Origin of the sequence: Rhizobacter sp. LjRoot28 (assembly GCF_964253025.1) — a bacterium.
Classification (GTDB): domain Bacteria; phylum Pseudomonadota; class Gammaproteobacteria; order Burkholderiales; family Burkholderiaceae_C; genus Rhizobacter.
Genome location: NZ_CAXUQC020000001.1, coordinates 4,377,197 through 4,398,734, shown reverse-complemented (window position 1 = coordinate 4,398,734; position 21,538 = coordinate 4,377,197). Strand labels below are relative to the sequence as shown.

Annotated in this window: 19 protein-coding genes and 1 pseudogene; 13 read left to right on the top strand and 7 right to left on the bottom strand. The window is 69.1% G+C overall.

The window, feature by feature from the left end; translation table 11 throughout:
- The first annotated feature begins 11 nt into the window (after window positions 1-11).
- Window positions 12-1,358 carry an aminodeoxychorismate synthase component I gene (pabB, locus tag ACSQ2F_RS20215; protein ID WP_436026038.1) on the top strand — a complete coding sequence of 449 codons (1,347 nt, stop codon included), beginning with the start codon at window positions 12-14 and terminating at the stop codon, window positions 1,356-1,358.
- A gap of 33 nt (window positions 1,359-1,391) precedes the next feature.
- Here the strand turns inward: pabB and ACSQ2F_RS20210 are convergent, their stop codons facing one another.
- From ACSQ2F_RS20210 to gstA, 5 genes are all read right to left on the bottom strand, one after another.
- Window positions 1,392-3,194, bottom strand: coding sequence for an AsmA family protein (locus ACSQ2F_RS20210; protein ID WP_436026037.1), 1,803 nt, complete (start codon window positions 3,192-3,194; stop codon window positions 1,392-1,394).
- Window positions 3,194-4,180: a lysylphosphatidylglycerol synthase domain-containing protein gene (locus ACSQ2F_RS20205; RefSeq protein ID WP_436026036.1), complete on the bottom strand. Its 987-nt coding sequence runs from the start codon at window positions 4,178-4,180 to the stop codon at window positions 3,194-3,196. Before ACSQ2F_RS20205 ends, ACSQ2F_RS20210 begins: the two co-directional genes overlap by 1 nt.
- A gap of 1 nt (window position 4,181) precedes the next feature.
- The gene (gene clsB / locus ACSQ2F_RS20200) at window positions 4,182-5,444 is read right to left on the bottom strand and encodes a cardiolipin synthase ClsB (protein WP_436026035.1); all 1,263 of its coding nucleotides are present in this window, start codon (window positions 5,442-5,444) and stop codon (window positions 4,182-4,184) included.
- Entirely contained in the window at window positions 5,441-6,229 is a 789-nt protein-coding gene (locus ACSQ2F_RS20195) for an endonuclease/exonuclease/phosphatase family protein (protein ID WP_436026034.1), read from the bottom strand. The genes clsB and ACSQ2F_RS20195 overlap by 4 nt, the downstream gene beginning before the upstream one ends.
- Window positions 6,230-6,317: 88 nt before the next feature.
- Entirely contained in the window at window positions 6,318-6,923 is a 606-nt protein-coding gene (gstA, locus tag ACSQ2F_RS20190; protein WP_436026033.1) for a glutathione transferase GstA, read from the bottom strand.
- Window positions 6,924-7,111: 188 nt separating this feature from the next.
- On the opposite strand from gstA, the gene ACSQ2F_RS20185 reads away from it, so the two are divergent.
- From ACSQ2F_RS20185 to ACSQ2F_RS20165, 5 genes are read left to right on the top strand one after another with little or no spacing between them, the layout of a single operon-like run.
- A complete protein-coding gene (locus ACSQ2F_RS20185; RefSeq protein WP_436026032.1) occupies window positions 7,112-7,987 on the top strand; it encodes a pirin family protein in 876 nt (291 codons plus the stop codon).
- A gap of 46 nt (window positions 7,988-8,033) precedes the next feature.
- Window positions 8,034-8,402 (top strand): glutaredoxin domain-containing protein, encoded by a 369-nt coding sequence (locus ACSQ2F_RS20180; RefSeq protein WP_436026031.1) that lies wholly within the window; start codon window positions 8,034-8,036, stop codon window positions 8,400-8,402.
- 7 nt (window positions 8,403-8,409) lie between these two features.
- Window positions 8,410-9,897: an alpha/beta fold hydrolase gene (locus ACSQ2F_RS20175; protein ID WP_436026030.1), complete on the top strand. Its 1,488-nt coding sequence runs from the start codon at window positions 8,410-8,412 to the stop codon at window positions 9,895-9,897.
- A complete protein-coding gene (locus ACSQ2F_RS20170; RefSeq protein WP_436026029.1) occupies window positions 9,894-10,667 on the top strand; it encodes an ABC transporter ATP-binding protein in 774 nt (257 codons plus the stop codon). Before ACSQ2F_RS20175 ends, ACSQ2F_RS20170 begins: the two co-directional genes overlap by 4 nt.
- On the top strand, window positions 10,664-11,827 hold the full coding sequence (locus ACSQ2F_RS20165) for an ABC transporter permease (protein WP_436026028.1): 1,164 nt from the start codon (window positions 10,664-10,666) through the stop codon (window positions 11,825-11,827). Before ACSQ2F_RS20170 ends, ACSQ2F_RS20165 begins: the two co-directional genes overlap by 4 nt.
- Before the next feature lie 77 nt (window positions 11,828-11,904).
- Here ACSQ2F_RS20165 and ACSQ2F_RS20160 read toward each other — a convergent pair whose 3' ends face one another.
- The gene (locus ACSQ2F_RS20160; RefSeq protein WP_436026027.1) at window positions 11,905-12,294 is read right to left on the bottom strand and encodes a hypothetical protein; all 390 of its coding nucleotides are present in this window, start codon (window positions 12,292-12,294) and stop codon (window positions 11,905-11,907) included.
- Between the two features lie 167 nt (window positions 12,295-12,461).
- Here ACSQ2F_RS20160 and ACSQ2F_RS20155 point away from each other — a divergent pair, with 167 nt between their 5' ends.
- The 5 genes and pseudogenes from ACSQ2F_RS20155 to ACSQ2F_RS20135 all read left to right on the top strand — a co-directional run bounded on the left by ACSQ2F_RS20155 (window position 12,462) and on the right by ACSQ2F_RS20135 (window position 18,276).
- Complete coding sequence (locus ACSQ2F_RS20155; RefSeq protein WP_436026026.1) at window positions 12,462-13,175, top strand: helix-turn-helix transcriptional regulator; 714 nt, start codon at window positions 12,462-12,464, stop codon at window positions 13,173-13,175.
- 140 nt (window positions 13,176-13,315) lie between these two features.
- Window positions 13,316-13,474, top strand: coding sequence for a hypothetical protein (locus tag ACSQ2F_RS20150; RefSeq protein WP_436026025.1), 159 nt, complete (start codon window positions 13,316-13,318; stop codon window positions 13,472-13,474).
- 91 nt (window positions 13,475-13,565) lie between these two features.
- Entirely contained in the window at window positions 13,566-14,810 is a 1,245-nt protein-coding gene (locus ACSQ2F_RS20145; protein WP_436026024.1) for an HlyD family secretion protein, read from the top strand.
- Between the two features lie 60 nt (window positions 14,811-14,870).
- Window positions 14,871-17,137: pseudogene (locus tag ACSQ2F_RS20140) on the top strand (peptidase domain-containing ABC transporter).
- Window positions 17,138-17,211: 74 nt separating this feature from the next.
- Window positions 17,212-18,276 (top strand): HD-GYP domain-containing protein, encoded by a 1,065-nt coding sequence (locus ACSQ2F_RS20135; protein WP_436026884.1) that lies wholly within the window; start codon window positions 17,212-17,214, stop codon window positions 18,274-18,276.
- A 67-nt stretch (window positions 18,277-18,343) separates the two neighbouring features.
- Here the strand turns inward: ACSQ2F_RS20135 and ACSQ2F_RS20130 are convergent, their stop codons facing one another.
- Window positions 18,344-18,631 (bottom strand): YkgJ family cysteine cluster protein, encoded by a 288-nt coding sequence (locus tag ACSQ2F_RS20130; RefSeq protein ID WP_436026023.1) that lies wholly within the window; start codon window positions 18,629-18,631, stop codon window positions 18,344-18,346.
- Between the two features lie 287 nt (window positions 18,632-18,918).
- On the opposite strand from ACSQ2F_RS20130, the gene mnmG reads away from it, so the two are divergent.
- Together mnmG and rsmG are read left to right on the top strand one after the other, a co-directional pair.
- On the top strand, window positions 18,919-20,892 hold the full coding sequence (gene mnmG, locus ACSQ2F_RS20125; RefSeq protein ID WP_436026022.1) for a tRNA uridine-5-carboxymethylaminomethyl(34) synthesis enzyme MnmG: 1,974 nt from the start codon (window positions 18,919-18,921) through the stop codon (window positions 20,890-20,892).
- The gene (gene rsmG, locus ACSQ2F_RS20120) at window positions 20,879-21,538 is read left to right on the top strand and encodes a 16S rRNA (guanine(527)-N(7))-methyltransferase RsmG (protein WP_436026021.1); all 660 of its coding nucleotides are present in this window, start codon (window positions 20,879-20,881) and stop codon (window positions 21,536-21,538) included. The genes mnmG and rsmG overlap by 14 nt, the downstream gene beginning before the upstream one ends.

The following is a 21,538-nucleotide window of genomic DNA, read 5'->3' as shown; positions in this document are numbered from 1 at the left end:
GGCCGCAGGCGGTGTGTGCACGCCTGCGCGGTCGCGGCGACGCCCTGCTCCTGGAGAGCAGCAAGGCGATGCCCGGCCTGTCGGGCTGGTCGTTCGTGGCCGGCCCGCCCCTGGCCACGCTGACCACCGACGAGCACCGCACTTGGCTGCGGGGTGCCGACGGAACGCTGCTGCAGGCGTGGGACGACCCCTTCCAGGCGGTCGCCGAGATGATGCAGCGCCTGGCGACGGGGGCCGCGCCGACGGGCGATGCGCCCGGCGTCCCGCCTTTCCGGGGCGGACTGGCCGGCTTCATCGGCTATGACCTGGCGCGCCATGTCGAGCGCCTGCCGACGCTCGCCGCGTGTGACCCGGCGTGGCCGCGTCTGCAGCTGCAGCTGTGCGACCACGTGCTGGCCTGCGACCATGCGACCGGGCGCTGGTTCAGCTGCACCAGCGCGTGGCCCTGGCCGGGAGGCGCTGCACGCGAGGCGGTCTGGGCCGCCACCCTGTCCCGGGCGGCCGGACCCGAACCGGCGCCCGGCTCGTTCCGCGCGGGTGCGCTTGCATCACGGACGGCAGCGCCCCGGTACCTTGCGGACGTGAGGCGCGTGCTTGAGTACATCGCGGCCGGTGACATCTTCCAGGCCAACCTGTCACACCGACTGGAGGGCTCATTCGAGGGCGACCCGTTCGCGCTGTACCGGCGGCTGACCGCGCTCAATCCCGCGCCCTTCTCGGCGTATCTCGAGATGGACGGCCGAGCGCTGGCCAGCGTGTCGCCCGAGCGATTCCTGCAGCTGCGCGGCCGCGAAGTGGCGGCGCGGCCGATCAAGGGCACGCGGTCCCGGCAGCCCGCTCAGGTCCTGGACGAAGCCGAACGCGATCGGCTGGCGGCCAGTGTGAAGGACCGCGCCGAGAACGTGATGATCGTCGACCTGATGCGCAACGACCTGGGGCGCGTGGCCGAAGTGGGCAGCGTGAAGGCCGCGCCCCTGTTCGAGATCGAGGGCCACCCGAGCGTGTGGCAGATGGTCTCCACCATCCGGGCCCGGCTGCGCGAGGGTCTCGGGCCGGCCGAACTGCTGCGCGCCTGCTGGCCACCCGGCTCGATGACCGGCGCGCCCAAGGTGCGGGCCATGGAGATCATCGAGGCGCTGGAGCCGGTGCGGCGCGGGCCTTACGCCGGCGCCATCGGCTACCTCGATGCGGCCGGTGCGATGGACCTCTCGGTGGTGATCCGCACCGCGGTGGTGAGCGGCCAGCGGGTGATGGTGCAGGTGGGTGGCGCGGTGGTGGCCGACTCCGATCCCCAAGCCGAACTCGACGAAACCTACGCCAAGGGCCGCTTGCTGGTGCAGGCGCTTGCGGGGGGCTGAGCCGCCCGCGACAGCGGGCGGCCGCCCACACGCCTAGCGCGCCGGGCAACCGGCGGCGGGCCGGATGGCTTCCTGAGGCACCCGGTCGATGGACAAGGTGGACCACGGGCCCCTCACCCGGATCGATTGTTTCAAGGCCAGCACGGCCGGCTGCTTGGGCTGCGGCGTGAGCAGCAGGTCCAGCCGCCGCTGCCGCAGGTCCAGCTCGCCGCGGCCGTCGATGCGCGTCTGGGCGGTGTCCAGCTGCACGGGAAAGAGATCGGCCCGACCCTCACGCAGGGCGAGCTCCACGCGGGCGCAGGCGATCGGAACGTCGGACGGGTCTGCCACGGCGGCCCGCAGCACCTTGCCGCCGTTCAGGGCAAGTCGGGCGTCGAGCGCGGCCGACAGGCTGCCGCTGCGCATCTCGGCATGCGCCTGTCCGCTGGTGTTGGCCAGCCACTGCGACACGCTGGCGCCGTGGCTCTGGAGCTGCAATCGGCCGGCGACCGGCCCGTTCACCTGACGATCAGCCGGCAGAGGCGGTAGCAAGTCGGCCAATTGCACGTCGCGCCAGCGCAGGTCGAGACGGGCCTGCGGGGGGCGTTGCGTGCTGTCGATGTCGAGGGTGCCTTCGGCCTGTCCGCCGGCGATGCCGAGGCGCAGCGGCGTGACGATCAGGCGACCCTGGGCCAGGCGGGCCTCCGCGTGGGTCTTCCTCAAGGGCGGTGTCCCGGGCAGGTGCAGCGTATCGACGTCCAGCGTGGCCCGACCGTCGAGGCGTTGCAGTCCCTGCAGCGAAGCCTTTTCGTCCCGGTCCGAGGCGCCGGCCGGCGCGGACGTGTCGCGCCCGAGGCCGAGGTCACCGGCATGGAGGGCGCGACTGGTCAGGCGCGCCTCGAAGTCCGGACGTTCGCGCTGGTGGTACGTCAGTTCACCCCCCACGTCACTGCGGCCGACACGGGCGTCGAGCCGGGTGAACGTCCAGGCCTCCCCGGCCTTGGCCAGCTGTGCCTCTGCCGTGAAGGCCGGCGTGTCGGGCCAGGCCTGCGGCAGCCACGGTGCCAGCGCGGTGAGCGACGGGCCCGAGAGCCGCAGCGCTGCGGCGACGCGACCGAGACGAAAGAGATCGGCCACCTGGCCGTCCGCTTCCAGGCGCAAGGCCCCCGAGCGGGCGGCGCCTCGCACGGAGAAGGCCTCGCCGCTGTGCAGAAAGCTGAGCGTGCGCGACGCGGTCGCCACGCCTTCGAACGGCGCACCCCGCAGCCGCCCGGAAAAGGCGATGCGCTGCACCAGCGGTGCGCCGTCCTTCACGTCGATGGACGCGGGCAGGTCGGTGGACGCCGTGTGCAAGTCGAGCCCGGCGTGCTCGTTCACCACACGCAGCCGGCTGTCGTGCGGTTCCAGGCGCATGAAGGTGAACTTGCCCGTGCCGCGGTCATCCGGACGACGCAGGCGCCAGTTGCGCATCCCGTCCGCACGCCGCTCGAGGGCGACGTCCGCACCGACGAGCCGCAGGCGCGTCACGACAGGTCGTCCGCGCAGCAGGCTGCGCCAGTCGAAGGTGAAGCTCGCCTCGCGCGCCCGGGCGAAAGCCTGGCCCGCCGTGGCGGTGACCCAGGGGGCATTGGCGATGTGCACGTCCAGCAGGCGCACCGTGGGATCGGGCGCGGCGTGCCAGGCGATCTCCAGCCGGCCGACCTCGACCTCGCGTCCCGATTGCTCCGCCAGGTGGCGAACCAGCGGCCCCCGGAACCAGTCCCAGTCCCAGGCCAGTGCGAGCACGACAAGCAGCGCGAGCACCGTGGCGCCAGCCAGGCGTCCGGGGTGACGGCGCGCCGCGGCGGCCGAGATCATCAGGCGCCTGCGCGCAGCGCCTTGGCCCGGGCCTCGACCAGCAGGTAGGCTGCGGTGGCCAGCACCAGCGGCCCGAGGTAGTAGACCGCCCGGTAGGCGAGAAGCGCGCCCAGCAGTTCACCCTTGGGAACCTGGTGTGACAGCAGCGCAACGAACACTGCCTCGAGCACACCCAGTCCGGCCGGCACGTGGGTGATGACGCCGGCCACGGCGGCGATCAGCAGCACGCTGAGCACGGCGGGGTAGGCGATGCGCTGATCGAGCAGCATGTAGACCGCGCCGCCGATCAGCATCCAGTTGGTGCAGGACATGAGGAGTTGCAGCGATGCCAGACGCATCGATGGCAGCGCGATCTCGTGGCCGCGGACCGTCCAGGTGCGGCGGCGCGAGAAGGCGCAGGCGGCCAGCCAGGCAGCCGCCACCGCGAGCAGGGCGGCGCCGAGCCATTGCAGGCCAGCGCTTCCGATCTTCCAGTCGGGCGGCAGCGCCAAAGGCTGCAGCAGGAACACGGCTCCACCGAGCACGAAGTAGCCGAGCCAGTTGGTCAGCATGCTCATCGTGAGCACGCGGGTGATGGTGGGGTTGTCGAGGCCGAGGCGGGAATACAGGCGATAGCGGAAGGCGAAGCCGCCGACCAGGGCGCCGAGGTTCAGGTTGAAGGCATAGCTGATGAACGTGATCAGCATCACCTGGCCGGTGCGCAGCGGATGGCCGGTGACGTGTCGGCCGATGAGGTCGAAGGTGCTGTACAGCAGGTGGCTGAGCAGCGCCAGACCGGCACCCAGCGCAAGTGCGGACGCGGGCAGCGCCTGCACCGAGGTCCACACCTCTCCCCACTCGACCGACCGGGCCTGGCTCACCAGCAACCAGGTGACCAGACCGAAGAAGACCCAGGTCAGCACCCGCTTGATGCGGGGCCACGTTCGCGAGGGCGATGCGTTCTGGCGCCCGGGCGTGCCGGCGCGTCTTTCGGCGAGCGTGGGCATGTCAGGGCGTGTCCGTGGATTCGGTGGCGTGGGCCATGCCCGCCATCGTCTGGGCGTCACGCTGGCGCGCCGCATCGCCGCTGTGGGGTGCCACGACCACGGGAACGTGCGCCGGAAGCCAGCCCGCCCAGGCCGGGTAGCGGCGCAGGAAGTGGAAGACGAAGAAGCTGCGCACCAGGGTGAGCAGGTTCTGCCGGGGCAGACGCTCGGCCGTGATCTGCTTGCAGCTGGTGGCGATCAGCTCTTCAAGCCGCGAGCGCAGGTGCTGGGTGAAGGCGCGATCCCGGATGACGACGTTGGCCTCGAGGTTCAGCGACAGGCTCAATGGATCGAGGTTGCTGGAGCCGACCGTCGCCCACTCGTCGTCGGCCAGCGCCACCTTGGCGTGCAGTGGGCGCGCGCAGTACTCGTGGATCTCGACCCCGGCCCGTTGCAGGTGGTCGTACAGCATGGCGGCGGCGGTCTTGACGATCGGCATGTCCGGCTCGCCCTGCAGGATGAGCCGCACGCGCACGCCGCGCCGGGCGGCCTTGCGCATGTCCTTCAACAACCGGTAGCCGGGAAAGAAGTAGGCATTGGCGATCAGCACTTCCTTGCGGGCGGCGCGAATCGCGATGCGGTAGTGCCGTTCGATGTCGGTGCGGTGGTCGCGGTTGTCGCGGGTGATGAAGAGCGCGTCGGATTCCCCCGCCCGCGGCAGCTCATGCTTGCGGGGCACCGCCGGCCGGCGGTGGAACCAGCGGCGCGGTTCGTCGCCGGTGGTGATGGCGGAGCGCGCAAACGCGTGGATGTCGGCCACGATCGGGCCCTCGACCCGGACGGCGTAGTCCTGCTTGGCCTGCGGGCCGAAGTCCATCAGGTGGTCAGCCGAATAGTTGATGCCGCCGACGAAGGCGAGCTGGCCATCGATGACGACGATCTTGCGGTGCATGCGCCGGAAGACGTTGGTGCGCATGCCGAGGAAGCGCGGCTTGGGGTCGAAGGTGCGCAAGCGCACGCCGGCCGAGGTGAGGGACCCGATGAAGTCGGGGGTCAGCTCCGAGGAGCCGAAGCCGTCGACCAGCACATCGACCGTCACGCCCCGACGGGCGGCATCGATCAGCACGGCATGCAGCTCTCGCCCGACCTTGTCCTCGAACACGATGAAGGTCTCGAGGACGACCTCGGTACGGGCGTTGCGGATGGCCTCGAACACCGCCGGGAAGAACTGCTCGCCGTTCTCGAGCAGCTCGAACCGGTTGCCCGAGGTCCAGCGGCGGTTCATAGGGAAATCTCCGCGGCCAGCGGGGCATGGTCGGACAGGTGCGACCACGGGCGCCGCGGCAGCACGAACGGCGCGTGCACGCTGGCGTTGCGCACGTAGATGCGGTCGAGTTGAAGCACCGGGAAGCGGGCGGGGAAGGTCTTCGCCGAGCGGCCGGTGGCCTTGACGAACACCTCATGCAGGCCGGCGCCTTTTTCGAGGATGCGATGGGCGTTGCGGCGCCAGTCGTTGAAGTCCCCGGCCACGAGCAACGGCGCATCGTCGGGCACCTCATCGCGCACCATGCGGCAGAGCATGTCGAGCTGCTGGCGGCGGTGAGCCTCCTGCAGGCTCAGGTGCACGCAGATGGCATGGATGTCCGGCTTGCCTTCGCGCCCGGGCACCTGCAGCACGACGTGCAGCAGGCCGCGACGCTCGGGGCCGGCGATGGAGACGTCCCGATTCTCGTAGTGGACGATGGGGTACTTCGACAGCACCGCATTGCCGTGGTGGCCGTGCGGGTAGACGGCGTTGCGGCCGTAGGCGAACTGCGGCCAGATGCTGTCGGCCAGGAATTCGTAGTGCGGCGTTTCCGGCCAGTTGTGGAAGCGATCGGGATGCCGCAAGTGGGTGCCCTGCACTTCCTGCAGGAACACCACGTCCGCCGACACCGCCCGCACCGCTTCGCGCAGCTCCGGCAGGATGAATCGGCGGTTGAGCGCGGTGAAGCCCTTGTGGGTGTTCACCGTCAGAACCTTGAAGGAGAACGTGGTGTGGGCCGGCGCTGCCGGAGGATTGAGGGTCATCCGGCGGTTGTACCGAAGGGTCCGTCGCCTGGCTGTAGGAAAACGCCGAGGGCCGGTGCAGGCCCACGGCGCGCCCCCTTTCAGGGCGTCAGACCAGGCCTTCGGCCTTCAGGGCCTCGACGACGGCGGGGCGTGCGCCCACTCTCGCCATGAAGGCGAGCAGATCGGGGAGCTCGTCGGTCGGAATGCCCACCGGCTTGGTCCAGTTCACCACGGTGTAGAGGTAGGCGTCGGCCACGCTGAAGGTGTCGCCGAGCAGGAAGGCCTTGCCGGCCAGCTGGCTGTCAACCCATTGCAGGCGCTTGGTGATCTGGGCCTTGAACTGCTCCTTGGTTTCGGGCAGCGTGCCGGGCTTGAAGAGCGGGCTGAAGCTCTTGTGCAATTCGCTCGTGATGAAGTTCAGCCACTCCTGCAGGCGGTAGCGCGCCATCGTGCCGTTGGCGGGGGCCAGCTGCTTCTGGGGCACCTGGTCGGCGATGTACTGGACGATGGCCGGGCCCTCGGTCAGCCGCTCGCCATTGGCGATCTCGAGCACCGGCACCGAACCCTTCGGATTGATCGTGTAGAAGTCCGTGCCGTCCTCGAGCTGATGCGTCTTGGTGCTGGTGCGCACGAGTTCGAACGCAAGGCCCGATTCCCGCAGGGCGATGTGGGGCGACAGCGAGCAGGCCCCGGGGCTGTAGTAGAGCTTCATGGACACTCCAGTGGAAAACGCGAAGGGTAAGCCGAACGCAAAGGCCAGGCAGCGCCAGGCGTGAATGCCCGTGCGGCCGGCCGTCGCCGCACGATACTGGGCCGGCGGCCGCGACCATGCAAGCCATTTGATCGCTGGCGTCAAAAGCGGTGCCTGTTGCCCGGCCTGTCGCGCCCTACATTCATTGCATGACCACGCAAACCTACCCTGCCCTGACGAATCCGCGCACCGTCGAACGCCTCGTGCGCGGCCAGCCCACGTCGGATGGCGACGGCGTGAAGCTCACCCGGGTTCTCACCCAGCCGCTGCAGCGGCGGCTCGATCCGTTCCTGATGCTGGACGCCTTCGGCAGCGATGCCGCGAGCGACTACATCGGCGGCTTCCCGACGCATCCGCACCGTGGATTCGAGACGGTCACCTACATGTTGGCCGGCCGCATGCGCCATCGCGACAGCGTGGGCAACGTCGGCCTGCTGGAGCCGGGCAGCGTGCAATGGATGACGGCCGGCCGCGGCATCCTGCATTCGGAGATGCCCGAGCAGGAGGAGGGCCGGATGGCCGGCTTCCAGTTGTGGGTGAACCTGCCGGCGCGCGACAAGCTCACGGCGCCCGCCTACCGCGACGTGCCGCCGGCCGATGTGCCGTCGATCACGCTGGACAACGGCGCCTCGGTTCGCGTGCTGGCCGGCGAGAGCCATGGCGTCGCCGGCGCCGTCAGTCGACCGGGGACCGAGCCGATCTACCTGGACGTGACGCTGCCGCCCGGCCAGTCCTTCGAGCAGCCGCTCCCGCCCGGGCACAACGCCTTCGTCTACGTGTTCGGCGGCACGGTCGACGTGGCCGGCACGGCCGTGCCGGTCGAGCGCATGGCCATCCTCGCCAACGACCCGGCGTTCGATGGCGTTCGCCTGGGCGCCATCGGCGATGCGCCGGCGCGGGTGCTGATCGTCGCGGGCCGGCCGCTGAACGAGCCCATCGTTCAATACGGGCCGTTCGTGATGAACACCGAGGCCGAGATCCACCAGGCGTTCCAGGATTTCCAGGCGGGGGTGCTGGCCACCTGAGCGACGGCATCGGATAACCTCGGGGCCTTTCCGCTGGAGTGCCCCGATGCCGCGTCAAGTTCTCGATGAGTCCCGACTGCACCCAGCCATCCGTGACCGGGTGGCGAACCTGAACGCCGACATCGTCCACAACGTGCAGGCTGCCGCCAACTCCAACCCGGTGCTGGTCGTCGGCATGGGGGGGAACCCGGCCTGCCGCCAGGCCCGCCGGGCGCTCGATGGGGCAGGCGTGCCGCACCAGTACCTCGAGTACGGCAACTACTTCGGCCAGTGGCGGCGCCGCAATGCCCTGAAGATGTGGACCGGCTGGCCGACCTTCCCGATGGTGTTCGTCAAGGGCACGCTGGTGGGCGGCAAGGATGACCTGCTGCGCCTGGTCGAGTCGGGCGAACTCAAGCGCCTGCTGGGCGCCTAAGGCGGCGGTGTTCGCGCGCCTCCGACGCGCCCTGGGCGCTGCTGCGCTGCTGGCGCCCTGGATCAGCATGGCCGCACCGGGCGATGCCGGCGCGCTCCAGCCGTGCCGGGTCGAGGGCCATCGCAACGAGCTGCTGTGTGGCCAGCTGCGCCGCCCGCTCGACCCGAGTCGCCCCGACGGGGCGTCGATCGACATCCACTACGTCGTCGTGCCGGCCCTGGCGCGCCGCAAGCTGCCGGATCCGGTCTTCCTGATCCCGGGCGGGCCCGGACAGAGTGCCACCGACGTGCTGCCCCAGGTGCTGCCCCTCTTCCAGCGCCTCAACAACCGGCGCGACATCGTGTTCCTCGACCAACGCGGTACCGGTCGCTCCGGCGCCCTCGCCTGCGACGACCCGGCATCGCGCCCGGTGGCCGACCAGACCGACCCGGAGCGCCAGTTCCGCCAGCTGCTGGCCTGCCGTGATCGCCTGGCGGCGCGGCCGGGCAGCGGTGGCCTCGGGGGGCTGGCCTTCTACACCACGCCCCTGGCCATGCAGGACCTGGACGCGGTTCGTGCCGCGCTCGGCGCCGGGCAGATCAACCTGGTGGCCGCGTCTTACGGGACCCGGGCGGCGCTCGACTACCTGCGCCAGTTTCCCGATCGGGTGCGCCGGGCGGTGCTCGATGGCGTCGCGCCACCGGACATGGCCTTGCCGGCCAGCCAGTCGCTCGATGCCCAGGCCGCGCTCGACGCCCTGCTGGCGGCCTGCGCTGCGGAGCCGGGCTGCAGCCGCGACTTCCCTGCGTTGCGCGACGACTGGGCCGCCTTGCTCGGCGGCCTGCCACGCGACGTGGCCGTGCCGCATCCGGTGAGCGGCCGCGTCGAGCGCTTCACCCTGACCCGCGACATGGTGCTGGCCACGGTGCGTGGGGCGCTGTACGCGCCCGTGCTGTCGTCGGCCCTGCCGGCTGCCATCCATGAGGCGGCCGCCGGGCGTGTCGAGGGGCTGGTCGGGCTCGGCAGCAGCCTCTACGCCGGCCGCGCCGGGGCGGTGGCGGCGGGCATGCATTTCTCGGTGGTCTGTGCGGAGGACATGCCGCGCGTGCGCACGGCCCCGGCCGGGCGCGGACGCGACTTCGGCGACAGCCAGATGCGCTTCTACGCCCGCGTCTGCGCCGAATGGCCCACCACCCCCGTGCCGCCCGCCTTCTACACCGTGCCACCCAGCCCTGCCCCGGTGCTGCTGCTCAGTGGGGGCCTGGACCCGGCCACGCCGCCGCGTCACGCCGAGCGCGTCGCGGTGGCGCTCGGGCCGCGCGCGCGGCACGTGGTCGTGCCGAATGCAGGGCATGGGCTGCTCTCGCTCGGTTGCCTGCGGGATGTCTGGTTCCGGTTCATCGACGCGCCGGAGGCGACCGAGGCGCTGGCGGTCGACGCCGGCTGCGCCACCGGCATCCCGCGACCGCCCGCGCTGCGCCCGGTGCGCCTGGCGGCGCCGGAGGCACCGAAATGATCGAGGTACGCCATCTCGCCAAGCAGTTTCGTCCGCCGCGCCGGGGCTTCGCGCCCCGGCCGTCCGCGGTGCAGGCGGTGCGCGACGTGAGCTTCGCCGCCCAGGACGGGCGCATCCTCGGCCTGCTCGGGCCGAACGGGGCCGGCAAGACGACCTCGCTGCGCATGCTGGCCGGCCTGATGGCGCCGGACAGCGGCGACATGTCGGTCGACGGCGTCGATGTGCTGCGCCAACCCAGGCAAGCGATTGCCCGCATGGGAGTGCTGAGCGATGCGCGCGGTCTCTATCCGCGACTCACTGCGCGCGAGAACATCGTCTACTTCGGCCGCTTGCAAGGCATGTCCCGCGAGGCGGCCGATGCCCGCGCCACGGCGCTCGCCCGCACGCTGGACATGAGCGCCCTGCTCGACCGCCGAACCGACGGCTTCAGTCAGGGCGAACGCATGAAGACGGCGCTGGCCCGGGCGCTGGTACACGACCCCGCCAACATCGTGCTCGACGAACCGACCAACGGCCTGGACGTGATGGCCACTCGGGCCCTGCGCGACACGCTTCGCCATCTCGTCACGCCCGAAGGCGGCGGCAAGTGCATCGTGTTCTCGACCCACATCATGCAAGAGGTGGAGCGCCTGTGCGACAGTGTGACCATCGTGGCCCACGGGTGCACCGTGGCCACCGGGACCGTGGCCGAGTTGCTGGCGCGCACCGGGTGTGACGACTTCGAGGAGGCCTTCGTCGCCCTCGCCTTCGCCGAGGGGACCGCGGCATGAGAGCGGCCTGGGCGGTGTACGTGAAGGAGATGCGCGACGCCTTGCGCGACCGCCGCACCATGCTGGTCGTGCTGGTGTCGAGCGTACTGCTCGGGCCGCTCGTGCTGATTGCGTTGTCGGGCCTGCTCGCGCGCTTCGAGGCGCAGGCGGAGCGGCGTGTGGTGGTGGTGGCCGGCATCGAGCACGCTCCGACGCTTCGCAACTACCTCGAGCGGCAGACCTACGTCATCGAGCTCGCCCCGCCTGATCACGAGGCCCGCTTGAAGGCCTCGCGCCTGGGCGACCCGGTGCTCGTCGTGCCGGCGGGGTTCGAGGACGGCTTGCTGCATGGCGAGCCGCCGGTGCTGGAACTGGTGTCCGACAGCGGCAACCGCGAAGCAGAGGCCGGCGCGGCGCGTGTGCTTCGCCTGCTCGATGGATTCCGCCGCGAGCGCGGATTGCTGACCCTGGCCCTGCGCGGCGTGTCGGCCCAGGTGCTCGAGCCGGTGGAGATCCACATGCGCGACCTCGCCAGCCAGCAGTCGCGGGCCTCCCAGCTCACGGCCATGCTGCCGTTCTTCGTGCTGATGGCGGTGCTCTATGGGGCACTCAACGCCGCGCTCGACACGACGGCCGGCGAACGCGAGCGGGGCTCGTTGGAGCCTCTGCTCATGAACCCTGCGCCTCGCGCCGCGCTGGTGCTCGGCAAATGGGCGGCCGTGGCCACGGTGTCGATGCTGATCGCGGTGCTCAGCTGCACCAGCTTCCTGCCCGCGCAGTGGCTGCTGCGCAGCGACACGCTGCAGGCGATGTTCCAGTTCGGCGGCGTGGAGGTGGCCCTGTTCCTGGCGGTGCTGCTGCCCTTCGCGGCGGCCTTGTCGGCCTTGCTGATGGCCGTGGCGATCCGTTGCCGCAGCTTCAAGGAGGCCCAGGCCAGCAGCTCGGTGCTGGTGCTGGCCGTCTCGATGCTGCCGCTCGTCACGGTCTTCAACCAGGGCGGTGAGGCACCCTGGCACCTGTGGGTGCCGGCCCTGGCCCAGCACTCCCTGATGACACGGGTGCTCAAGGGCGAGGCGGTGCCGTGGGAGGTGCTGGCGCAGCCGCTGGCGGTCTGTGGGCTGCTGGCCGTGCTGGGCGTGGTGGCGGTGGCGCGGGCGTTGCGGGCGGCGGCGGTCCGCTGACGGACGGTCGGCCCCCGGTCCGAGGGCCCCTCCGGCCGCAGCCGGCGGACGTGCCGCTTCTGGCCCGAGTCACCGGTTCAGTGGTGGGCGTGCAGGTGCTGCTCGGTCTGCAGCGCGCGCTCCACTTCGCTCTGCCAGGGAAGCGTGCGCACGAGCTCGTTGAGGTAGAGGGCGACCTGCACATTCGACAAGGCCTCGCCCCGCGGCCCGACGAGCCGCAGGTTGGTGACGAGCCCGAGCGGGTCGGCCATGGCGAACACGCCGTGCGCGAGCTCCACCCAGTCCCACGCCACGCCGGCGACGGTCTTGGAGGACGGGTTTCCCCACAGGGTCTGTCCCGTGCTGGGATGACCCGTGTCACCGGCGTTCAACACGCTGGTGCCAAGGTGCACGAAGTGCAGATCAGGCGCGGACTGGGCGTTAAGCAGTACCGGAGGCCAAGCACACACGATCCAGGCGGGCGTCATAGGGGTTGACGGGTCGCTGTACGATCCCCGAGCATTGATATCTGCCAATGATCTGGCGCGGTGGTGCGGCCTCACAAGCTGTAAACACTGGCATCTGTAAAGACTGACAGGGAAAACGCCGACAGCAGGGGACGGCGGATCGCCGGTTGGCAATGCGAGAGGGGCTCATGCTTCAAAGTGGCTACATGACGGTGATGCAGGCGGGAAGCCGCGAGGAGTTCCTCGCGGAGATCCTCCGGTTCACGCAACAGCTGGGCTTCCAGACGGTCTCGGCAACCGTGGTGCTCGACCACGTGCTGGCCGAATCCGAATTCATCACGGTCGACAACGCGCCGGCGGCCTACCGCTCGGCCTTTCTCAGCCGCGAGAACTGGCGTCGCGACCCGGTGATGCAGCACTGCAAGCGCCAGAGCGTGCCCATCATCTGGGGCCAGTCCACCTATACCGATGGCGGTCAGGGCGACGTCTGGGAAGAACAGGCCCGCTATGGCTACCGCGCCGGCATTGCCATGGCGCTGCACCTGCCCGAGGGGCGGCACTTCATGCTGGGCGTGGAGCGCGACCAGCAGGTGCCGAGCGATCCGGTGGAGCTCACCCGCATCGTGGCCGACCTGCAGCTGCTCACCGTCCACGCCCAGGAGGCCGCGCTGCGCATCTTCGTGCCGGTGAGCCCCGACAAGAGCATGGCCACGCTCACGCCGCGCGAGCTCGAGGCCCTGCGCTGGACCATGGAAGGCAAGACGGCCTGGGAGGTCGGCAACATCCTCGGCATCAGCGAGCGAACCGCCGTGCTCCACGTCAACAACGCGATGCACAAGCTCGGCTGTGTCAACAAGCACCAGGCGGTGTTGAAGGCCCTGCGCATGGGCCTCCTGCGCTGAGTGGTCGCTCTCCCAGGACGGCGGGCAGCGGTTTGCGCGGCCTGTCACCTGTAAGAGCTGACACTACCGGCGCCTCGGCCTCGCTGCTGGAATCTGCTCCGTGCACTCAACGAAGTGCACGAAACCAACCGGAGCAGACCATGCAAACCCAGTCCACCCACGCTCAACCCAAGACGACCGACAAGAACGTGCAGACCCCGGCCGCGCCGCTGCGCGCCCCGGTGCCGCTGTCGCCCGAGTTGCTGCAGCAAGTCGGTGGTGCCGGTGGTCCCCGTCCCCTGCCGAAGGGTGGCTGGTAAGCACGGCTCGTCCACGGTCTTCGTGTGACTCCGCTCGGCTGCACCGACTCGTCGATCGCGCGCGGTGCCGGTGCATGCCGGCGGTCCTGTCATGTCCGGCCTGTTTCGCCCTGAGGTTGCCGAAGGTCGGCGCCAGGGGTGGCTGGGCAGCATCCAGCTTATCCGGCCGGTCTCGCTGACGGTGCTGACCTCGCTGGTGGTCGTGAGCGCCATCGCCGTGGCGCTCTACTTCTGCATCGGCGAGTACACCCGCAAGGCGCGGGTCACGGGCTACCTCGTTCCGGACCTGGGCGTCATGCGCCTGCTGTCGCCGCAGCCGGCGCAGGTTTTGGAGCGCCATGCCACCGAAGGACAGTCGGTGCGCCAGGGCGACGTGCTGTTCGTGCTGTCCGTCGAACGCGCCACCACGCAGGGCGACACGCATGCCGCCGTGCTGGCCAGCCTCGCCGCCCGCGAGCGCAGCCTTCAGGCCGCCAGCCGCCGCCGCGAGCAGCTGCAGGCCGCGCAGATGAGCGCCATGGGGCAGCAGCTCGAAAACATGCGCCGTGAACTGGTCCAGATGGACGCCGAGTCGAGCCTGCACCGCCAGCGACTGCAGCTGGCCCAGGAGGCCCTCGCGCGGCTCGAATCCCTCAAGATCGACCAGTTCGTGTCCTCTGCCCAGGTGCAGACCAAGACCGAGGAGGTCCTGGGGCTGAAGGCCCAGTTGCAAGCGCTCGAGCGCCAGCAGGCGGCGCACCGCCGCGAGATCGGCACCCTGGAGGCCAAGCAGCGAGAGCTGCCCCTGAACGAGGCGTCCGAACAAGGCGAAATCGAGCGTGAGCTGGCGGAGCTGGCCCAGGAATCGGCCGAGAACGAGGCCTTGCGCCGCATCGTCGTGCGCGCCCCGCAGGACGGCACGGTGACGGCGCTGTCGGCCGAGCCCGGCCAGTCGGTGGGCGCCCAGGCCGTGCTGGCCAACCTGGTGCCCGGGGGCGCGTCGCTGCAGGCCCATCTCTTCGCGCCGTCGAGCGCCATGGGTTTCGTGCGGCCGGACCAGACGGTACTGCTGCGCTACGAGGCCTATCCCCACCAGAAGTTCGGGCTGCAGACGGGGCGCGTGCTGCAGGTGTCCCGCACCCCCTTGCCCGCCTCGGAACTTGGCGGGCTCACCACGCCCGCGAACGAGCCGATGTACCGCATCACCGTGGCCCTCGAGCAGCAGGCGGTGCAGGCCTATGGCCGCCCGCAGGCGCTGTCGCCGGGCATGCAGCTGGAGGCCGACGTGCTGCTCGACCGGCGCCGCCTCATCGAATGGATCTTCGAACCGGTGCTGAGCCTGGCCGGGCGCGTATGACGCGCATCGATGCTGCCCTCGCTCGCGCGGCGGGGCCTTCGTTCTTTCCGCTGTGAACCCATGCTCGATTCCTTGAAGTTCGGATTTGCCCGGCGACGGGTGCCGCTCGTGTTGCAGACCGAGGCGGCCGAGTGCGGCCTGGCGAGCCTCGCCATGGTGGCCTGGCATTTCGGCCTGCGCATCGACCTGCCCACCTTGCGCGAGCGCTTCTCGCTGTCGGCCAAGGGCGCGACCCTCGCCGACCTGGTTCGCATCGCCGGCCTGCTCGAACTCAATGCCCGGCCGCTGCGTGCGGAGCTGGACCACCTCGCCATGTTGCAGCTACCCTGTGTGCTGCACTGGGACCTGAACCACTTCGTCGTGCTGACCGAGGTGCGGGGCCAGGTGGCCGTGATCCATGACCCCGCCCGCGGCGTGCGACGGATGCCGCTCAGCGAGGTGTCCAAGCACTTCACCGGCGTGGCCATGGAGCTGGTGCCCGCCGCCGACTTCCGTCCGCGCACCGAACGCCAGCACATCAGCCTGCAGCAGCTGCTGGGGCGGGTGACGGGCCTGCGCCGTTCCCTGGCGCAGATCTTCGCGCTGGCGCTGGCGCTCGAAGGCTTCACGCTGCTCGCGCCGTTCTTCCTGCAATGGGTGGTCGACTCGGTGCTCGTCAGTGCCGACCGGGACCTGCTCATCACGCTCGGCATCGGATTCGGCTTGCTGGTGATGATCCAGGTTGCCACGGGGGCGGTTCGCTCATGGGCGGTGCTGTACCTGTCGGCCACACTGAACCTTCAATGGCTCAGCAATGTCTTCGCGCACATGATGCGCTTGCCGGTCAGCTGGTTCGAGAAGCGGCACACCGGCGACGTGATGTCGCGCTTCAACGCCATCCAGCACATCCAGCAGACGATGACCACGAGCTTCATCGAAGTGGTGCTCGACGGCCTGCTGGTGGTGCTCACGCTGGCCATGATGTTCGTCTACAGCGGCACGCTGACCGGTATCGCGCTCGGCTGCGTGGCGGTGTACGCCCTGCTGCGCTGGGCCTTCTTCCGCCCCCTGCGCGATGCCACCGAGGAGAGCATCGTTCACGACGCCAAGCGTGAGACGCACTTTCTCGAGTCCCTCCGTGGCGTGCAGTCGATCAAGCTCTTCAATCGCCAGGAGGACCGTCAGGCGCAGTTCATGAACCGGGTGGTGGACGCGATGAACGCGAACCTCGCCACCCGCAAGCTCGACCTGATGTTCGGCGTGATGCACAAGCTCGTGTTCGGCCTGGAACGCATCGCGGTGATCTGGGTCGGGGCGCTGCTGGTCATGGACCGCAGCTTCTCCGTCGGCATGCTGTTCGCCTTCTTCGCCTACAAGGAACAGTTCGCCCTGCGGGTGAGCGGCTTGATCGACAAGGTGGTGGAGCTGCGCATGCTGCGTCTGCAGGGCGAGCGACTGGCTGACATCGTGCTGTCGGCGCCCGAGTCCGAGGTTGCCGGCGGACTGCTGGTGCGCGAGCGCAAGGTGGAGCCGCGCCTCGAACTCCAGGACGTCAGTTTCCGGTACTCGGATGCCGAGCCGGAGGTGCTCAGTGGACTGAGCTTCACGATCGAGCCCGGTGAATCGGTGGCCATCGTGGGCCCGTCGGGTTGCGGAAAGACGACCTTGCTGAAGCTGATGCTGGGCATCCATGCGCCGCAGCAGGGCGAGATGCGGGTGGGCGGCGTGCCGGTGCAGCAACTCGGCATGCGCGCGTGGCGCGACATGATCGGGACGGTCATGCAGGACGACCAGCTCTTCGGTGGCTCGATCGCCGACAACATCAGCTTCTTCGATGCCTCACCGGATCCGGACTGGGCCGAGGAGTGTGCCCGTCTGGCCGCAGTGCACGACGAGATCGTCGCCATGCCCATGGGCTACCACACGCTGATCGGTGACATGGGGGCGAGCATCTCCGGGGGCCAGAAGCAACGCATCCTGCTGGCGCGCGCGCTGTACAAGCGTCCGCAGATCCTGTTCCTCGACGAAGCCACGAGCGCATTGGATGTTGATCGCGAGCGCATCGTCAACCAGTCGATTCGACAGTTGGCGCTCACCCGCGTCATCGTGGCCCACCGCCCCGAGACCATTGCCTCGGCGGGACGCGTGATCGTGCTGAAGGACGGCAACGTCACGCAGGATCTGCGCAGCGTGAACAGCGCCAACCGCCAGGGTTGATGGCGGGCCGATGTACGCCTTCCAGACGCCCGGGGGCGAACCCAACCGACACGCGCTCGCAGCGCTGGCTCAGGCGAGCGAGCGCTATGCCATCGTGGCCTCACGCGACATCGTCGACGTCCGGGGGGTGAAGCTCTGGGCCGCCGGGCAACCGGTCTCGGCGGCGCTGCATCAACGCCTGCTGGACCGGCGGCTGCAGAGGCCGATGGAGGTGTGCCTGATGGCGGAGGACGGTGTCACGCCCTTCTCGCTGCTGGCCGACCTGACGGCTTTCATCGAGTCGACCGAGCCTCTCGCCGCCTGCGTTCGGCCGTGGGCAACCACCTTGCTGGAGCAGATGCGCCACCTGCCGCTGCACCCGGTCGTGCAGTTGATGCTGACCGCCTCGCTGGCGACGCGCCCTGCCACCCTGCCCCATGCCGTGGCGGCCATGGCGCTGGCCGGTGCGATGATCGCAAGCCTTCAGGGCACGCCACAGGACGTGCGCATGGCGATGCTCGGCGGACTGCTGCACGACCTGGGTGAGGTGTACATCCACCCCCAGTACCTTGACTACGGCCAGCCGCTCGACCTGCTGGGACAGAAGCACCTGGTCATCCACCCGCGCGTCGGCCAGATGCTCATCGCCTCGCTCACGGACTATCCGGCAGTGCTGGCTCGGGCGGTCGGTGAGCATCATGAACGACTGGACCGTTCGGGCTATCCCGCACGACTGCAGGATGACGAGTTGTCGCACCTCGGGCGGGCGCTCGCCGTGACGGAGGTGGCGCTCGGGATGACGCGGTGGCCGGACGCCCCGCTCACGCGGGCGAGTTTCGCGCTCCGGGTCGTACCGGGTGAATTCGCCCCCGAGTTCGCCGCATTCGTTTGGGACGCCGCGAGGTCGTCGGGCGAGGTGCCCGCAGGCGCAGCGCCGGCGATCGACCTCTACCAGCAGCTGGCCGACATCGACCAGCAGCTGGTGGCCGCCCAGCAATTGGGACAGGAGCTCAGGGACCAGGGCCGGACGCTGCCGGTCATCGACATCGTCGACCAGGCGATGCGGCGTCTGGATCGCCTGCGCGTCGCCTGGAACGCACTCGGACTTTGGCGGGTGTCGTCAGGCGACGCCCCGCAGGCAGATCGCTTCGAGCTCGAGCTGGCCCATGCCGAACTCCGGCTGCGCCTGCGCAGCGTGCAGCGGGAGTGTCTGCTGCTGAGCGAGCGGCTGGGGGAGGCGGAAAAGCTGCGCCTGGCGCCGTTGTGGCGCGGGTTGGTCGGGCCGGCCTAGGAGTGTGGGCGGCAGAGGCAGGGGCTCTCGTCGGCCCGAGCTGAGCGCGTCTAGCTGCCGCCCGCCTCTAGGGTGCCGTGGCTGCCTCGACGTGGCCCAGCCAGCGCATCGCCTGCTCTGCCGAATCGCCGCACATGTCGGCCGACGGCATCAGTGACCCGCAGACGGCCGGCCGCTCGGGATGACCGAAGATGGCGCAGCGCTGGTCGGGCGTCAGGTGGATGCAGCGCACGCCGGCCGGCTTGCTGAGGCCATTGATCACCGGCATGCCCGGGATGGGCGACGAGATCGACGGCGCGATGCAGCAGGCGCCGCAGCCGGGGCGGCATGAGACAGGCGTGGTCGGAACGGACATGCCGTCATTATTCGCTTTTGATACCACGAGAAGTCGGCGGCCGTGGCATCGGGCCGTGACGGCATCGGGCCCAAAGCCTAAAATTAACGCCTTGCCCGCCAGGCGTGTGGGCGGCAGAGAGAAGGGCTTGCCGGCGACGGTGCACGTGCTCGCCGAGCTCAAACCCGGCTGCGATGTTGGCCGGTCCGGCGCTCGCCTACAGGGTCAACGCGACCCTTCTCTCTGCCGCCTGCGCACCCAACTCGGCCAGCGACGCCGCGGCCCCCTTTTCCCCCCGGAGTTTTGAGATGCTCTACCCCCAGGAGTTCGACGTGCTCGTCGTCGGCGGAGGCCATGCCGGCACCGAGGCCGCACTGGCGGCCGCCCGCATGGGTTGCCGTACCCTGCTGTTGAGCCACAACATCGAGACGCTCGGTCAGATGAGTTGCAACCCGTCGATCGGCGGCATCGGCAAGGGCCACCTCGTGAAAGAGGTGGATGCCCTGGGCGGTGCCATGGCGCTGGCGACCGACGAATCGGGCATCCAGTTCCGCATCCTCAACAGCTCCAAGGGGCCAGCGGTTCGTGCCACCCGTGCGCAGGCGGACCGCATCCTCTACAAGGCGTCCATCCGACGCCGCTTGGAGAATCAGCCTAACCTGACCCTCTTCCAGCAAGCCGTGGACGACCTGATGGTCGAGGGCGATCGCGTCGTCGGGGCCGTCACCCAGGTGGGGATCCGGTTTCGTGCCCGCGCGGTGGTGCTGACGGCCGGCACGTTCCTCGACGGCAAGATTCACGTCGGCCTCCAGCAGCACGCCGGGGGGCGAGCCGGTGATCCGCCGGCCGTTTCCTTGTCGGCCCGTTTGAAGGAACTCAAGCTGCCTCAAGGGCGGTTGAAGACGGGCACGCCGCCCCGCATTGAAGGCCGCAGCATCGACTTTTCGCGGCTCACCGAACAGCCCGGCGACCTGGACCCGGTGCCCGTGTTCAGTTTTGTGGGCGACCGCTCCATGCACCCGCAACAGGTGCCATGCTGGATCACGCACACCAACGCCCGCACGCACGAGATCATCCGCTCGGGGTTCGACCGCAGTCCCATGTTCACCGGGATCATCGGTGGCGTCGGCCCTCGCTATTGCCCAAGCATCGAAGACAAGGTGAATCGCTTTGCCGACAAGGACTCGCACCAGATCTTTCTCGAGCCGGAGGGGCTGACCACGCACGAGTACTACCCGAACGGCATCAGCACCAGCCTCCCCTTCGACATTCAGCTGCAGGCTGTGCGATCGATGCAGGGCCTGGAGAACGCGCACATCCTTCGGCCGGGCTATGCCATCGAGTACGACTATTTCGACCCGCGCGCACTGAAGGCTTCGTTCGAGACCAAGGCCATCAACGGCCTTTTCTTTGCGGGCCAGATTAACGGGACCACCGGCTATGAGGAGGCGGCGGCGCAGGGTTTGTTCGCCGGCCTGAATGCGGCGCGCCAGGTGCAAGGGGAATCCGCCTGGACGCCTGGACGAGATGAAGCCTACCTCGGCGTGTTGGTGGACGACCTGATCACCAAGGGCGTGACCGAGCCCTACCGGATGTTCACCAGCCGCGCGGAGTTCCGCCTTCAGCTGAGGGAAGACAACGCCGACGCCAGGCTGACCGAGGTGGGTCGTCGCATGGGGCTGGTGGACGATGCGCGCTGGGACACCTTCAACCGAAAGCGCGACGCTGTTTCACGTGAAACAGAGCGCTTGAAGGCGACCTGGGTTCAGCCCTCCACCCTGCCCGCTGCCGCCGCCGAATCGCTGTTGGGCAAGGCACTCGAGCACGAGTACAGCTTGGCCGATCTGCTGCGTCGGCCGAACGTGTCGTTTGATACTTTGGAGCGCATTGCTGACATCGCCCGGCCAGGCGCCGGTGTTTCACGTGAAAGACTCCGGGCGGAACTCGGCGCAGATCTTTCGACAAGCGTCATCGAGCAGGTCGAGATCAGCATCAAGTACGCGGGGTACATCAACAAGCAAAACGAAGATGTCGAACGGGCGGCCCATTTCGAGCACCTGCGTCTTCCTGAGCAGCTGGACTACAGCAAGGTGACGGCTCTCAGCTTTGAAGCACGCCAGAAGCTGGCTGCACAGCGGCCGGAGACACTGGGTCAAGCCTCTCGAATCTCCGGGATCACCCCAGCGACCATCTCACTGCTGTTGATTCACCTGAAGAAGGGGCGGTTCCAGGGGTTCGCGGCCAACGACGTACACGGGTCGGGCGACGATGCGGCCGCCTGAGGTGGAGGCTCTCTCCTCCAGGCTGTCCGATGGACTGGCGGACCTGCGGCTCGACTTGACCGACATCCAGCAGTCGCGACTGCTGGACTACCTGGCGTTGATCGCTAAATGGAATCGGGTCTACAACCTGACGGCCGTACGTGCGCCGGCAGAGATGTTGGTCCTGCATCTGCTGGACAGCTTGGCGGTGCTGCCCGCCCTCCTCCGTCACGTGGGAAAAAGACCGGTCAGCGTGCTGGACGTTGGCAGTGGTGCCGGCCTGCCCGGCGTCGTGCTCGCCATTGCCCTGCCGAGCGCGTCAGTCACCTGCGTCGACACGGTCGGCAAGAAGGCGAGCTTCATCCAGCAAGTGGCGGCAGAGCTCAAACTCAGCAACCTTGCGGCACGCCACGCTCGCGTCGAGACGCTCGACATGCCACCGGCCGATGTCGTGACATCGCGGGCCTTCTCCTCGCTCCTCGATTTCGTGACGTTGACCCGTCACTTGGTGGCGAAGGACGGGGTCTGGATGGCCATGAAAGGCAAACGACCTGTCGATGAGCAGGCGGCTTTGCCGGCCGACGTGGAAGTGTTTCACGTGGAACAACTCACCGTGCCTGGCCTCGATGCGGATCGCTCACTGGTCTGGATGAGGAACGGGGGATGA

Coding starts and splice junctions, on each gene's coding strand:
- ACSQ2F_RS20205 (WP_436026036.1), bottom strand. CDS start 4,180: ATGCCCACGCTCGCCGAAAGACGCGCCGGCACGCCCGGGCGCCAGAAC.
- ACSQ2F_RS20185 (WP_436026032.1), top strand. CDS start 7,112: ATGACCACGCAAACCTACCCTGCCCTGACGAATCCGCGCACCGTCGAA.
- ACSQ2F_RS20155 (WP_436026026.1), top strand. CDS start 12,462: ATGCTTCAAAGTGGCTACATGACGGTGATGCAGGCGGGAAGCCGCGAG.
- rsmG (WP_436026021.1), top strand. CDS start 20,879: ATGCGGCCGCCTGAGGTGGAGGCTCTCTCCTCCAGGCTGTCCGATGGA.
- ACSQ2F_RS20130 (WP_436026023.1), bottom strand. CDS start 18,631: ATGTCCGTTCCGACCACGCCTGTCTCATGCCGCCCCGGCTGCGGCGCC.
- ACSQ2F_RS20145 (WP_436026024.1), top strand. CDS start 13,566: ATGTCCGGCCTGTTTCGCCCTGAGGTTGCCGAAGGTCGGCGCCAGGGG.
- ACSQ2F_RS20210 (WP_436026037.1), bottom strand. CDS start 3,194: ATGATCTCGGCCGCCGCGGCGCGCCGTCACCCCGGACGCCTGGCTGGC.
- ACSQ2F_RS20180 (WP_436026031.1), top strand. CDS start 8,034: ATGCCGCGTCAAGTTCTCGATGAGTCCCGACTGCACCCAGCCATCCGT.
- ACSQ2F_RS20135 (WP_436026884.1), top strand. CDS start 17,212: ATGGAGGTGTGCCTGATGGCGGAGGACGGTGTCACGCCCTTCTCGCTG.
- ACSQ2F_RS20195 (WP_436026034.1), bottom strand. CDS start 6,229: ATGACCCTCAATCCTCCGGCAGCGCCGGCCCACACCACGTTCTCCTTC.
- ACSQ2F_RS20150 (WP_436026025.1), top strand. CDS start 13,316: ATGCAAACCCAGTCCACCCACGCTCAACCCAAGACGACCGACAAGAAC.
- ACSQ2F_RS20170 (WP_436026029.1), top strand. CDS start 9,894: ATGATCGAGGTACGCCATCTCGCCAAGCAGTTTCGTCCGCCGCGCCGG.
- gstA (WP_436026033.1), bottom strand. CDS start 6,923: ATGAAGCTCTACTACAGCCCCGGGGCCTGCTCGCTGTCGCCCCACATC.
- ACSQ2F_RS20160 (WP_436026027.1), bottom strand. CDS start 12,294: ATGACGCCCGCCTGGATCGTGTGTGCTTGGCCTCCGGTACTGCTTAAC.
- ACSQ2F_RS20165 (WP_436026028.1), top strand. CDS start 10,664: ATGAGAGCGGCCTGGGCGGTGTACGTGAAGGAGATGCGCGACGCCTTG.
- clsB (WP_436026035.1), bottom strand. CDS start 5,444: ATGAACCGCCGCTGGACCTCGGGCAACCGGTTCGAGCTGCTCGAGAAC.
- mnmG (WP_436026022.1), top strand. CDS start 18,919: ATGCTCTACCCCCAGGAGTTCGACGTGCTCGTCGTCGGCGGAGGCCAT.